10 protein-coding genes are annotated in these 13,634 nt (G+C 62.7%); 1 reads left to right on the top strand and 9 read right to left on the bottom strand.

Annotated features, from left to right (window positions below):
* Positions 1–182: 182 nt before the first annotated feature.
* Positions 183–1,100, top strand: coding sequence for a hypothetical protein (locus NKI08_RS03935; protein WP_352767297.1), 918 nt, complete (start codon positions 183–185; stop codon positions 1,098–1,100).
* A gap of 88 nt (positions 1,101–1,188) precedes the next feature.
* Here NKI08_RS03935 and NKI08_RS03940 read toward each other — a convergent pair whose 3' ends face one another.
* From NKI08_RS03940 to NKI08_RS03980, 9 genes are all read right to left on the bottom strand, one after another.
* Positions 1,189–2,709, bottom strand: a complete 1,521-nt coding sequence (locus tag NKI08_RS03940; protein WP_352767299.1) for a hypothetical protein — start codon at positions 2,707–2,709, stop codon at positions 1,189–1,191.
* Between the two features lie 92 nt (positions 2,710–2,801).
* Positions 2,802–4,199 (bottom strand): NAD(P)(+) transhydrogenase (Re/Si-specific) subunit beta, encoded by a 1,398-nt coding sequence (locus tag NKI08_RS03945; protein ID WP_352767301.1) that lies wholly within the window; start codon positions 4,197–4,199, stop codon positions 2,802–2,804.
* Positions 4,200–4,205: 6 nt separating this feature from the next.
* Entirely contained in the window at positions 4,206–4,628 is a 423-nt protein-coding gene (locus NKI08_RS03950; protein ID WP_036238371.1) for an NAD(P) transhydrogenase subunit alpha part 2, read from the bottom strand.
* A complete protein-coding gene (locus NKI08_RS03955) occupies positions 4,628–5,902 on the bottom strand; it encodes a Re/Si-specific NAD(P)(+) transhydrogenase subunit alpha (protein ID WP_352767303.1) in 1,275 nt (424 codons plus the stop codon). The genes NKI08_RS03950 and NKI08_RS03955 overlap by 1 nt, the downstream gene beginning before the upstream one ends.
* 81 nt (positions 5,903–5,983) lie before the next feature.
* Complete coding sequence (locus tag NKI08_RS03960) at positions 5,984–6,208, bottom strand: aa3-type cytochrome c oxidase subunit IV (RefSeq protein WP_023676259.1); 225 nt, start codon at positions 6,206–6,208, stop codon at positions 5,984–5,986.
* A gap of 173 nt (positions 6,209–6,381) precedes the next feature.
* Positions 6,382–6,531, bottom strand: coding sequence for a DUF3096 domain-containing protein (locus tag NKI08_RS03965; protein ID WP_013528205.1), 150 nt, complete (start codon positions 6,529–6,531; stop codon positions 6,382–6,384).
* Between the two features lie 119 nt (positions 6,532–6,650).
* Complete coding sequence (locus NKI08_RS03970) at positions 6,651–7,433, bottom strand: N-acyl amino acid synthase FeeM domain-containing protein (RefSeq protein WP_352469883.1); 783 nt, start codon at positions 7,431–7,433, stop codon at positions 6,651–6,653.
* A 150-nt stretch (positions 7,434–7,583) separates the two neighbouring features.
* The gene (locus NKI08_RS03975) at positions 7,584–9,905 is read right to left on the bottom strand and encodes a putative bifunctional diguanylate cyclase/phosphodiesterase (protein WP_352452207.1); all 2,322 of its coding nucleotides are present in this window, start codon (positions 9,903–9,905) and stop codon (positions 7,584–7,586) included.
* A gap of 152 nt (positions 9,906–10,057) precedes the next feature.
* Entirely contained in the window at positions 10,058–13,537 is a 3,480-nt protein-coding gene (locus NKI08_RS03980) for an indolepyruvate ferredoxin oxidoreductase family protein (RefSeq protein ID WP_352767306.1), read from the bottom strand.
* Positions 13,538–13,634: the final 97 nt, after the last annotated feature.

Raw genomic sequence — 13,634 nt, forward strand, 5'->3', positions numbered from 1 at the left:
CGACTGCTGCAACGCAACAAAGATCATCAGGACCGCCGGAACGGAAAGGCTTTCAAGGCATTGTAGTTGATCACAATCGCCGCAGGAGGCATCCATGGGACGTGGCATTTTGCTCTGGCTTCTCGGAGTCCCAATTCCGATCATTATTCTGATCATGCTGTTCGCACGGTAGGGAGGCTTCGATGCAGTCCACCGTAACAGCTGTCGACGTTTCCGCCCCGACGGAATCCGCTTCCACTGCTGTCAGCTGGGGGCCAATCGTCGCCGGCGCCTTTGCTGCGTCAACGCTTACCTTCATCTTGATGCTGCTCGGCTCCGGGCTTGGGCTGAGCATGGTGTCGCCATGGTCCGGCTCGGGTGCGTCAGTCACCACTTTCGCCGTTTCCACCGCCGTCTGGCTGATCGTCGTGCAGTGGCTGTCGTCGGCCCTGGGCGGCTACCTCGCCGGACGCCTGCGCACCAAATGGGTCGGCATCCACACCGATGAAGTCTTCTTCCGCGATACCGCTCACGGCTTCCTGGCCTGGGCGCTGGCGACGCTGCTCGTCGCCGGCGTGCTCGGCACGGCGCTTTCGGCCGCGATAGGTACCGGTGTCCAGGCTGCTTCGACTGTGGCATCGGGCGCGGCAATGGGCGCTTCGGCAGGTGCTGCTGCAAACGCGGGTAGCGCCTCGACCGACAACGCCACATGGTATTTCGTCGATACGCTGTTCCGCCCGGCCGATCCGGCAAGGCTCGCTGCCGCCAACCCGGAGAGCGACGCCGCGGCAACGGCGCAGGCATCGCGCATTCTAGTCGCGAGTGCCGCAGCAGGCGAAATATCGGCCGACGACAAGACCTATCTGTCGCGGCTGGTGGCCGCCCGCACAGGCCTGTCCGAAGCGGATGCCACCGCTCGCGTCGATGCGGTAATCGCCCGAGCGCAGGACGCCAAGGTCAAGGCCCAGCAGGCGGCCGACACCGCCAGAAAGGCAGGCGCGACCTTCTCGTTGATTGGCGCGCTGTCGCTGGTCGTCGGGGCCTTCATTGCCAGCGCGGCTGCAGCACTTGGCGGCAGGCAGCGCGACGACGAGGAAGCGATTTTCCTGACCAATCGTTGATCGGTGACTAAGCGAACTCGGTCCGCTTCGGGAAGATTACGCCCGAAGGGGACCTTGCTTTGAACTGCCGCCGCGCATTGCTTGCCGCCTACAGCTCAGCTTCCAGTTTGCGGCCGAGATCGACCGCATCGCGCAGCACGGCAAGGTGCGAGCGCGGCTGTACGCCGGCCGGCGCGTCGACCTCGACGCCGCTCGCCGTCAGCGACCAGTAGAGCCTGTGCGTGAAGACGCGGCCGCCCGAGCCGCGCAGCTCGACCTGGATGTTTTCCACGCCGGGACCAAAATTTTCCGTCATCCGCCCTGAAATCGGGTCGCCGGTCAGCCAGCCATTGCCCCTGTCGAAAATATTGGTCCAGCGTGTCGCGGCAAACACCGCGCCATGATGCACCGCCCGCTGCGGCTTGCCGGAATGGCTGCGCCCTTCCTGGTAGAGCATGGTCCCGCTCGCCGCCCTGTCGGCGATCGGCGGGCATGCCGAAAACAGGCGCTCGGCGATGCCGCGCCTGAATTCGGCGAGGTTGTAGGTCACCAGAAACTCGCTGTGGGTCAGCGGACTGCCGAGCGTGACGAAATCGCTGATCTTCCACGGCAGCGGATGATCGGCGTCGCCGACGCGAAGCTGCCGGTAGAGCTCCCATTGGCTGCGCCGGAATGCGGGGAGGTCATCGAGGCTGTCGGGCCAAGCGGAGGCATCGGCGGCCAGCGTCGCCTTGTCGACGGCGTGGATCGCCTTCAGCCTCGCTTTGTCGCGAATGGCTTCCAACTTTCTAGGCCTGAAATCGGCCCACAATATCTGCAAGAGATCATAGGCGATGATCGACCCGAGGCTGTGCGAGACCAGCACGATGCGGTCATAGGCATCGTCCATCATGAGACGCTTCAGCAGCTTGAGGCCACGCTCGCGGACCAGCGCCCGCTTCTCGACCGTTGCCGCTTCGGCCCGCACATAGGCGGCGACGTCGCCGAAATAAGGCAAGCCAAACTGGTCCACCGACCAGATGACGAACGACGCCAGAACCGTGACAAGCACACCGGTCGTGCAGGAGATGTAGCCTTGCCAGGTCGACGTTGCGAGCGCCAGCGCCGCGCCGAGGACGACGATGGTGGCCAAAAGCGTGACGACATAGAGTTTGAGCACATCGCGCGGAATATCGGCCGGCTTGCGCCAGAGCAGGGTCGTCACCCAGGCAGCAAGGCGGCTTCGGGTCGTGCCCTGGGTGATGTCGGCCCAGTAAAGCTCGTAGAAATCGGTGCGGCGGCCATCGACATCATAGGGCGTGGTGATCCGGCGGAGTTCGTGCGAATTGGTCCGGCTGTCGGGCGTGATCCAGCTCTGGTTGATCTTCGCACCCATCGGGTCGGCCGGATCGGGGACATGGGCATAGAACGGTGCACGGGCCGGATCGTGGCTCCATACGGCCTGGACAAACTCCCTCAACGTGTCCATGGGCCGCTGCTCGCCCATGCCGTGCACGACCACTACCGCCTGGCTGCGCTTGCGTGGCGCCTTCTCTGCTGCGGTCAGATCGGCGGCCGGCGATGCAGCAGAACCAGGGTCGGGCACCAGCACCTCCACGATGACGCCGTTAGCAAGACGACGGGTCGGCATCGTAGCTTCAGAACCGGTAACAGCCAAGAAAAAGCCCGGTGCGGAGCCGGGCTGTATTCGACGATCGGCAGTGAGTTGGCAGCGACGCCGTTTCAGTGATCCATAGCTTTGACGATCTCCTCGGTCATCTTCTTGGCGTCGCCGAGCAGCATCATGGTGCCGTCCTTGTAGAAAAGCGTGTTGTCGATGCCGGCATAACCGGAGCCGAGCGAGCGCTTGACGAACAAGCAAGTGCGCGCCTTGTCGACGTCGAGGATTGGCATGCCGTAGATAGGTGAGGACTTGTCGTCACGAGCCGAGGGATTGGTGACGTCATTGGCCCCGATGACATAGGCGACGTCGGCCTGCGCGAACTCAGAGTTGATGTCCTCCAGCTCGAACACTTCGTCATAAGGCACGTTGGCTTCGGCCAAGAGCACGTTCATGTGGCCGGGCATGCGGCCGGCAACCGGGTGGATGGCGTATTTGACGTCGACGCCGTTGGCCTTGAGCTTGCCGGCCATCTCGCGCAGCGCGTGCTGCGCCTGGGCGACGGCCATGCCGTAGCCCGGCACGATGATGACCTTTTGCGCATTCATCATCAGATAGGCGGCATCCTCGGCCGAGCCCTGCTTGACCGTGCGCTCGATGCCGTCATTGGCAATGGCTGATGTCTCGCCGCCGAAGCCGCCGAGGATGACCGAGATGAAGCTCCGGTTCATGCCTTTGCACATGATGTAAGACAGGATGGCGCCCGACGAGCCGACCAGCGCGCCGGTGATGATCAGCGCCAGATTGCCGAGCGTGAAGCCCAGGGCGGCGGCGGCCCAGCCCGAATAGGAATTCAGCATCGATACGACCACCGGCATATCGGCGCCACCAATCGGGATGATGAGAAGCACACCCAGCACCAGCGAGGCGGCAACGATCAGCCAGAACACCACCTTGGACTCGGCGGTGACGAGCAGCACGATCAGCACGATCAGCGCAATGCCCAGGGCCGCGTTGATGAAGTGGCGGCCACCGATCATGATCGGCTTGCCCGACATGCGGCCGTCGAGCTTCAAAAAGGCGATGACCGAGCCGGTGAAGGTGATGGCACCTATGGCAACGCCGAGGCTCATCTCGATCAGTGCCTGGGCATGAATATCGGCGACGGTGCCGATGCCGAAGCTTTCCGGTGCGTAGATGGCGGCGGCCGCCACCATGACCGCGGCAAGACCGACCAGCGAGTGGAAGGCGGCGACCAGCTGCGGCATCGAGGTCATGGCAATGCGCCGTGCCGTGACCGCACCGGCCGAGCCGCCTATCAGCAGCCCGAGCACTATGAGGCCGAAGCGCCCGGCCGAAGGGGTCGCCAGCGCCAGCGTCGTGGCGATGGCGATGCCCATGCCGATCATGCCGTACATGTTGCCCTGGCGGCTGGTGGTCGGATGCGACAGGCCGCGCAATGCCAGGATGAACAGGATGCCGGAGACCAGATAGAGAAAGGAGGCGAAGTTGGCGTTCATAGCGGCCTACTTTTCCTTCTTCTTGTACATGGCCAGCATGCGCTGGGTGACGAGGAAGCCGCCGAAGATGTTGACCGATACCAGCATCAGCGCAACGAAGCCGAAGCCGGTGGCAAGCCCTGAGGCCGAGATGCCGACGGCCAGCAGCGCGCCGACGACGATGACGGAGGAAATGGCGTTGGTGACCGCCATCAGCGGCGTGTGCAGTGCCGGCGTGACGGACCACACGACGTAGTAGCCGACGAAGATCGCCAGGACAAAGATGGCGAAGCGAAAGACGAAGGGATCGATGGCACCGCCGGACAGCGCGTGAGCGGCGTCACCCGCCGCCTCGGTGCCGGGCGCGGCCGCCAGGTTCTGCACCGCGAGCCGCACGGCAGCTGTCGCCTGGTCGAGCTGGTCGAGGGCTTTCTGCAGGGTCTGGTCCATCACGCGATCCCTCCGGTGGTCTTGGGCTTCCTCGAAGCGGCCGTTTTCTTCGCAGCCGGCTTCGCCGAAGCCTCGGCAACCATCGTCCTGGCCGGAATGGCCGGTGGCTCGACATATTGGCCCTTTGGCGGCTCCTGCTCAGCCTTTGCGAAAGCCGGATGCACGATCTTGCCAGCATCGGTCAGCATCGTCGCCTTGACCAGTTCGTCATCGTGATTGATGGCAAGCGTCTTCGCCGCCTTGTCGACCAGCGTCTCGAGGAAGGCATAGAGGTTCCTGGCATAGAGAAGCGAAGCGGAGGCGGCGACGCGACCGGGAACATTGAGATGGCCGACGATCTTTACCCCGTTGGCGGTGGTCACCACCTTGCCGGCTTCGGCGCCCTCGACATTGCCGCCGCGCTCGACCGCGAGGTCGACGATCACAGAGCCGGGTTTCATCGAGGCGACCATCGCCGCCGAGACCAGCTTCGGCGCCGGACGGCCGGGGATCAGCGCCGTGGTGATAACGATGTCCTGCTTGGCGATGTGCTCGGCGGTCAGCGCCGCCTGCTTGGCCTGGTATTCCTTCGACATTTCCTTGGCGTAGCCGCCGGCCGTCTCGGCCGCCTTGAACTCCTCGTCCTCGACGGCCAGGAATTTTGCGCCGAGCGAGGCGACCTGCTCCTTGGCGGCCGGGCGCACGTCGGTGGCGGTGACCACGGCGCCGAGGCGGCGCGCGGTGGCGATGGCCTGCAGACCGGCGACGCCGACGCCCATGACGAACGCCTTCGCTGCCGGTACGGTGCCGGCCGCCGTCATCATCATCGGTAACGCCCGGTCATATTCGGCAGCCGCGTCGATCACCGCCTGATAGCCGGCGAGGTTGGCCTGGCTGGATAGAACGTCCATCGACTGGGCGCGGGTGATGCGCGGCATGAACTCCATGGAGAAGGCAGTAACACCGGCCCTGGCAAGGGCTGCGACGGCAGCGTCGTTGCCGTAGGGATCCATGATCGCGATGACAGCGGCGCCGGACTTATAGCCCTTCAGCTCGGCGTCCGTGGGGCGGCGCACCTTCAGCACCACATCGGCCCTGGCTGCATCGCCGGCCTTGCCGATCGCGGCGCCCACCCGGGCGAACTCCTCGTCGGGAATGCGCGACGCTGTGCCGGCGCCGGTTTCGACAATCACGTCGAAACCCAGTGCCGCCAGCCGCTTCACCGTGTCGGGGGAGGCCCCGACGCGCGGCTCGTTTGCGTCGAGCTCACGAGGGATGAAAACCGTCTGTCCCACCGCATGATCCTTTCGGCCGGAACCCTGTTACCGCAAGACATCGACCGACCCCGGCGGCGCCTTCGACAAAGGTTGGAGGAGTTATCGGAGAATAAAGGCGCCGATGGCCAGGATCAGCACGAATAGGATAGTCCCCGAGAAGAAGCCGCCCACAAAGAAGCCGAACGCCATGGCAAGAAGCACGGCGGCGCAAAATAGCGACCCATATTTGGCCAGCATCACAAAGCCGGCATAGGTGCGGTCGTGCTCGGCATAGTCCATCTTCGCGCCTAGTTCGACAGGACCGGTCGGCGTGTGTTCAGCCATTGGAATACCCCTTCGAAGACATCTTTCAGGCACATAGCGAAAAGCCGCGTTAAGGGCAATGGCGCTATTGCCGCATCGCCGCAGCCAACAATCTCAAGCAAAACTTGAAATCGCTGCGCGGAGCGCGGCGATACCAATCACAATGGATGGCAGGTCCGCTATTGCCGATGTCGTTAGCCGGCGAGATGCGGGAACAGGCCGAGCAGGCCGACAACGATCAGATAAAGGGCGACGATATAGTTGAGCAGCCGCGGCATCACCAGGATCAGCACGCCTGCAATCAGCGAGATAAGCGGGGTAAGGGCGAGCGTGGAAATGGTCATATCGGTTCCTTTGATCGGATCGCTATCGAAGCGATGCTTGGCGGATGCCGGCCATGCCGACCTACCACCAGCACCCTTGCCCAGAACGCCGAAGCGACCGGAAGGCTCCATGGGCTCGTTCAGGCGGCTTCGCGAAAATACTTGGCGGTGGGCAGGATGGTCAGCGGCGCGAGTTCGCCGGCACCGGGCGTATCGAACAACATGCGCTGCTCCATTGGCGTCGAACGGAAGAACGGAAAGCGAGCGTAGGTTTCATTCTTGATCGCCAGGACATCGGCTTGATAAAGCAGCGCGAAACAGTTGATCACGCCGGCATAGGGCCGCGCATCGCCAATCGGTCGCGCCCGATAGATGCGCTTGTAGAAAGCCGCATGGTCCTCGCGGATCATGGATATGCAATAAGGCGCGCCGAAATGGAAGCAAGCCATGCCCGCAAGGCGCAGCGTCACATACGGGATCTGCGGGTAAAGCCGTGACCATTCGGCGTCCACGGCAAAACGGCTCGGGTCGATAAAGACTTCGCCGGCCGCCAGACGCGGCATCAACAAGTCCTTGTAGACGCTGAGCGCTGGTGATGTGGCGTTATCAGCGGACACGTTATGCAGGCGCATTGTGCTGACCAGCCGCCCCTCGATATAGATTCCGAACGTATGGCAATTGGGCAGTTCGTCAAACTCGTCATGGACCTGACGAGACGCATTCTCGGGCACCAGATCGTTCATCCGATAGGAATTGTAGCGCAGCCTGTAAATGTTTTCGAAGTCCTCGCCGCTTTCACAGCGTCGGTACTCCGTCCGGTCAAGCAGCGCATAAACATGTTGCGCGAAGCTGGACATGGTCTCGGACGCATCTTTCCCACCAGCGCCCGCCGCATGGCCGAGCGAACTCAACTGGGCACACATGAACTCTATTCCCCGCGATTACCGCCACCAGCCGACACTACGGACGGGTCATGAGATGTAAAGATGAAAATAAGTAGGAGCTCGTTTACCGCTCGTTAAGGTTAACAATTAATAAAATTATACTAAAATACGCGGGTTTTCAGCGCGAAGTCAGCGCCGCGGCGCCTTCCTTGCCGTCTGGATGTCCTTGGCAAAGGGCCAGACGGTGCTCGACATCGTCTCGATGCCGGACGCGCTGAGTGCCGACCCGAACAGAAAGCCCTGGACCAGGTCCGGCTTGACCTGCAATGCCAGGATCTTGAGCTGTTCGAAGGTCTCGACACCTTCGACGGTAACCGAAAGTCCCAGCGGCCGTGACAGGTTGACGATGCCCTTGAGCAATTCGAGCGACCGGCTGTTCTGAGTGACATCCATCAGGAACGAGCGGTCGATCTTGATTTTGTCGAGCGGCAGTTTGTGGAGATAGCTGAGGCTCGAATACCCGGTACCGAAATCGTCGAGCGCAATGCGCACGCCGAGCCGCTTCAACTCCTCGATATATTGGCGTGTCAGCGACTTGTCGTCGAGCAGCGCCGTCTCGGTGACCTCAATCTCCAGACGTCCGGCGGAGAGACCGGATTCAGCCAGCGCGTCGCGAACCTTCTGGATGACATCACGGTTGCGGAAATCCTTGGCCGAGAGATTGACCGACACGCTGGTCTGGGCCGGCCATTTGGCGCATTCCGTGCAGGCCGCATGCAGGACGAAGGTGCTGATGTCGGAAATAATCCCCATTTCCTCCGCCAGCGGAATAAAGATACCGGGGGAAATCGGCCCGAGATCGGGATGATCCCAGCGGCACAGCGCTTCGCAACTGGCGATACGCATCGTGCTCATCGCGACGATCGGCTGATAGACCACCCGCAATTCGTTGTTTTCCACGGCGCTGCGCAGGTCCGCCTTCATCAGCTGACGGCTGCGGAAGGCAGCATCCATGGAGGCCTCGAACAGCCGCCAACCGTTCTTGCCAAGCTCCTTGGCCTTGTAGAGTGCAAGGTCGGCTTTGACGATCATGGCGTCAACGTCGGTATCCTTGACCCGCGACAGCACCGCGCCGCCGGAGGCCTGGATGCGTAATCCGTGGCCGGCGACATCGACCTCGCCCTGTAGATTGACAAAGATCTCATCAACCTGGCCGGTCAGGTGGCTTTCATCCTCGATGCGCTCGAAGAAGATCATGAACTCGTCGCCGCCGAAGCGGCTGACGGTGATCCCTGGCCCAGCGACTGCCGCCAGCCGCTCGGCAACGGCGTAGATCAATCCGTCGCCGACCGGATGGCCGAGCGTGTCGTTGACGCTCTTGAAATCATCGAGATCGAGCACCACCAGCCCGCAGAGACGCTCGGGATCCCCTGAGGCCATGGCTTCCACCACCAACTCGTGGAAGTAGGCGCGGTTGGGCAGGCCGGTGAGACTGTCGTAGCGCGCCATGAAGCGGATCTTGTCTTCCGCCTCGACCCGGGCGGTGACATCCTCGAAAGTGACGACGCCCAGTTCCTGGCTGCCTTCGCGCGCCGAAAATTCATAGTGCTGGCCATTGGTGAGCGAGACCAGGACCTTGCGGTCGCGGCCCTCGCGCAACGCACGCGTCAGCTGGGCTTCGATGTAACGGCAATCTTTCGGCGCCAGCATGCCGCCTGCAGCGCCGCGCATCAGCAGACCGTGGATCGAGCGGCCTAGCAGCGCATCGGCCGATTTGAGCGACATCAGGTGCGCGGCTTCGGCATTGGCCACCGCCACCCGGCCGTCGGGACCAAGCATGACAAGGCCATGCGACATGGTGTTGAGCGCGCGGTTGAAACGCTGCGCGATGCGGTTCGCCTTCTTTTCCTCCGACAGGGCGGTAAACAGGACTTCGCGGACGATGTCGGCGAACCGCTTGATCGCAAACAGAAAAGGGGCCGACATCAGACCGAGGATGATGTGGTAGATATCGCCGCGCAGGATAAAACCAAGCGATATGGGCCATGTGGTGGTTATGATAAAAATCATGACCATCCGCGGCGACCCATAATTGCGGCCGGCAATCGACGTGACCGATGCCAGAGTGACGCAGACAGAGGCTATTTCGGCATAATTGTCGTGGCTGTCATTTGCCAGATAGATACTGACGAAACAGAACGCGCCAAGCATGAAACCATGCATCGAACCGAAAATTATGTAATCGTTTTCGCGATCATGGGCTTCTTCCCACGTCGTCGGGGAAGGAAGTCGCCCGTATTTTCGGATGTTGCGAAGGCGCAGAGTACCGACAATGATGAGCCCAGCGGCAACTAGAAGATACGCCAAGTCCATGGTCTTCCAATAGACCAGAATGACGAGGAGTGTCTGCGCAACAAGGCCGATCGACAGCGTGAACCCGTCGCGAAACAGCGTTTCCACGAACGGAATGTAAACGTCGACCGGAATCTCGTTTTTTCGTCTCAGATTCACGCCTGGATCCCAACCCTGGGGAACCCAGCAGTGTCACATTGGCCTTAAGAAAGGTTTAGAGCGGCGTTTCGAACCCTGCCAACATCCATTGGTGACGCGGCGGAAGCAGGGAAACTACAGTTCAGGTAAACAAGGCGTATCACAGCGCTGAATTATTCGGCGGCTTGAAGTTGCGGCCGCAGCGGCGCCGTCGAGAGGCGGTCGAGCAGACGCTGGCGTTCGCCGGCGGCTTTTTCGGCACTGGCCTGCTTGACGTGGCCAAAGCCGCGGATGAGCGCCGGTACCGAAACAAGCGCGGCAGCAACCTCGATCTTGCCCGGCGCCAGCGCGCCGGCGACAAGTTCCAGGTCGGCTTCATAGAGGGCAAGAAGCTGCCGCTCCATACGCCTCTCGGCGCTGTAGCCGAACAGGTCGAAAGCGGTGCCGCGCAGGCCCTTCATCGCCGCCAGCAGGCGGAACCCGTTCATCATCCACGGGCCAAAGCTCGATTTCTTCGGCTTCCCGTCACTGCCGCGCCTGCCCATGATCAGCGGTGCGAGATGGAATTCAAGCTTGCCGTAGCTCTGGAACTGCTTTGCGAGCTCTGCGGCAAAGGAGCCGTCCGTATAAAGCCGCGCCACCTCGTATTCATCCTTGATCGCCATCAGCTTGAACAGGTTCTTTGCGGCAGCCTCGGTCACCACGGTCGACCCGGGCACAGCATTGGTTTCGGCCTTGCGCAGCGCCGCCAGTCTGTCGGCATAGCGCTTGCCATAGGCGGCGTTCTGGTAGGCGGTCAGGAAGCCGACGCGGCGAGCAATGATATCGTCCAGCGTCTCGGCAATGGCGGCATGCTGCGTGGCCTTGCCCGGCTGGGCGAGAAGGCTGCGGACGAAATCCGGCTGGTGGGCGGCGCGGCGGCCCCAGCGAAATGCCGCGACATTCATCGCTACTGCCTCGCCGTTGAGCTCGATCGCCTTCTCGACCGCCTCCGCCGACAGCGGCAAGCCGCCATGCTGGAAGGCGAATCCGAGCATGAACATGTTGGCACCAAGCGAGCTGCCGAACAGGGCAGTGGCGGTGCGGGTAGCGTCGAAGAAATGCGTCCTGTCGTCGCCCGCGGCCGTTCTTATCGCCTTCTTCAGCCGCTCGACGGGCAGCGAGAAATCGGCCGAACGGGCGAACTCGCCCGGCATGATCTCGGCAGTGTTGGCGAGGAAGATGGTATGGCCTTCGCGCACCGCGGCCAACACCTTCTTGGCACCTGAAACGACGAGATCGCAGCCGAGCACGAGATCGGCCTTGCCGGCCGATACCCGAATGGCGTGGATGTCGTCCGGCGTGCGGGCGATGCGGACATGGGTGAACACCGAGCCGCCCTTCTGGGCGAGGCCGGCCATGTCGATCATGCCGCAGCCCTTGCCTTCCAGGTGCGCGGCCATGCCCAGCACCGCGCCTATTGTGACGACGCCGGTGCCGCCGACACCGTCGATGATCGCCGCCCAGCCTTGTTCACCGAGCGTAAATTGCGCCGGCGCCGGCACCCCCGCGAGCGGGTCGGCCGCACCGGCTATGCCTTCGGCTTTCCTGATTTTGGCGCCGTGAACGGTGACGAAGGAGGGGCAGAAACCGTTGACGCAAGAGAAGTCCTTGTTGCAGCTCGACTGGTCGATCTTGCGCTTGCGACCGAATTCGGTCTCGACCGGCTGGATCGAGACGCAATTCGACTGCACGCCGCAATCGCCGCAGCCTTCGCAGACCAGGTCGTTGATGAAGATACGCTTGTCCGGATCGGGGAACGTGCCGCGCTTGCGGCGGCGACGCTTCTCGGCGGCGCAGGTCTGGTCGTAGAGCAGCACCGAGACGCCTTTGACCGAACGCAACTCGCGCTGGACGAGATCGAGGTCGTCGCGGTGATGGATGGTGGCGCCGGCGGGAAATTCCACCTTGCCGGTATATTTGTCCGGCTCGTCGGTGACGATGGCGATGCGCTCCACGCCCTCGGCGCGCACCTGTCTTGCGATCATGTCCACCGTCAGGCCGCCCTCGTGCGGCTGCCCGCCGGTCATCGCGACGGCGTCATTGTAGAGGATCTTGTAGGTGATGTTGGCGTCGGTCGACAGCGCGAAGCGGATCGCCAGCACACCCGAGTGGTTGTAAGTGCCATCGCCCAGATTCTGGAAGATGTGCTCGCGCTTCGAGAACGGCGCCTGGCCGACCCACTGCGCGCCCTCGCCGCCCATGGCGGTGAAGCCGACGGTGTTGCGGTCCATCCACAGCGCCATGAAATGACAGCCGATTCCGGCGGCGGCGAGCGAGCCGTCCGGCACCTTGGTCGAGGAATTGTGTGGGCAGCCGGAGCAGAAGAAGGGCGTGCGCGAGGCGATGTCTGACGTGTCGGCCAGCATCGCCTGGAACTGGCGCAACTTCGCCACCCGCGCGGCGATTTCTTCCGACGGGCCGATCGTTCGCAAAATCCTCTCGCCGAGCGCGATGGCAATATCGTTGGGGTCGAGTGCGCCCTTGGCCGGGAACAGCCAGTCGCCGCGCTCGTCCTTCTTGCCGACGATGATCGGCTGCGTCGCGGTGCCGTAAAGGTTCTCGCGCAGTTGCACCTCGATCAGCGAGCGTTTCTCCTCGACGACGACGATGGTATCGAGGCCGCGAGCAAAGTCGGCGATGTGCTGCAGGTCGAGCGGCCACGGGCAGCCGACCTTGAACAGCCTGATACCGATGCGACTGGCGGCCGCTTCGTCGATGCCGATATCCTCCAGCGCCTGGCGAACATCGAGATAACTCTTGCCGATGGTGACGATGCCAAGCTTGGCGCTGCTGCCGCCCGAATAGACGATCCGGTTCAGCCCATTGGCGTGGATGAAGGCCGAAGCGGCGGCGCGCTTGTGTTCATGCAGCCGCTCCTCCTGGCCGAGCATGTCGATCTCGTTACGGATATTGAGGCCGCCGGGCGGCATGTCGAAGTCCGGCACGATGATGTTCAGCCGTTCGAGCGCGGCATCGACCGAGGCCGTCGATTCGATGTTGTCCTTGACGCATTTGATCGCCGCCCAGGTGCCGGCAAAACGCGACATGGCAAAGCCGTAGAGGCCGTAGTCGATGATCTCCTGGACGCCGGCCGGATTAAGGATCGGCACCATGGTGTCGACGAACAGGAACTCGGTGGCATGCGCGTTGGTCGAGGATTCGGCCATGTGGTCGTCACCCATCAGAGCCAGCACGCCGCCATGTTTTGACGACCCGGCGAGATTGGCGTGGCGGAACACGTCGCCGGAGCGGTCGACGCCCGGACCCTTGCCATACCAGACCGAAAAAACGCCGTCATGGGTACCCTCGCCCAGCAATTCGGCCTGCTGCGAGCCCCAGCAGGCGGTGGCGGCAAGCTCCTCGTTGAGACCGGGCTGGAAGACGATGTCCGACTGCGCGAGCTGGTTCCTGGCCTTCCACAGCTGCATGTCGAGGCCGCCGAGCGGCGAGCCGCGATAGCCGGAGACGAAACCGGCGGTGTTCAGGCCAGCCCGGCGGTCGCGCTCGCGCTGCATCAGAAGCATGCGGATGACTGCCTGGGCACCCGACAGGAAGATCCGCTCCTTTACCAGGTCGAACTTGTCGTCGAGCGCGACATTGTGCAGCGTCATCAGGCATTTCCTGTGCGGAGGCCGCGCCTGGAGGTGCGCGGCCAACGTCGGAGTCGAGTGCCCACAGTCTTTCTTCCCTTGCCGGGGAGGTCAAACA

Origin of the sequence: Mesorhizobium sp. M0768, from assembly GCF_040320195.1 — a bacterium.
Taxonomy (GTDB): domain Bacteria; phylum Pseudomonadota; class Alphaproteobacteria; order Rhizobiales; family Rhizobiaceae; genus Mesorhizobium.

What these genes read in the sequence shown, in the direction of transcription:
- NKI08_RS03935 (WP_352767297.1), top strand. Translation starts at nt 183, where the DNA reads ATGCAGTCCACCGTAACAGCTGTCGACGTTTCCGCCCCGACGGAATCC.
- NKI08_RS03965 (WP_013528205.1), bottom strand. Translation starts at nt 6,531, where the DNA reads ATGACCATTTCCACGCTCGCCCTTACCCCGCTTATCTCGCTGATTGCA.
- NKI08_RS03940 (WP_352767299.1), bottom strand. Translation starts at nt 2,709, where the DNA reads ATGCCGACCCGTCGTCTTGCTAACGGCGTCATCGTGGAGGTGCTGGTG.
- NKI08_RS03980 (WP_352767306.1), bottom strand. Translation starts at nt 13,537, where the DNA reads ATGACGCTGCACAATGTCGCGCTCGACGACAAGTTCGACCTGGTAAAG.
- NKI08_RS03960 (WP_023676259.1), bottom strand. Translation starts at nt 6,208, where the DNA reads ATGGCTGAACACACGCCGACCGGTCCTGTCGAACTAGGCGCGAAGATG.
- NKI08_RS03950 (WP_036238371.1), bottom strand. Translation starts at nt 4,628, where the DNA reads ATGGACCAGACCCTGCAGAAAGCCCTCGACCAGCTCGACCAGGCGACA.
- NKI08_RS03945 (WP_352767301.1), bottom strand. Translation starts at nt 4,199, where the DNA reads ATGAACGCCAACTTCGCCTCCTTTCTCTATCTGGTCTCCGGCATCCTG.
- NKI08_RS03970 (WP_352469883.1), bottom strand. Translation starts at nt 7,433, where the DNA reads ATGTGTGCCCAGTTGAGTTCGCTCGGCCATGCGGCGGGCGCTGGTGGG.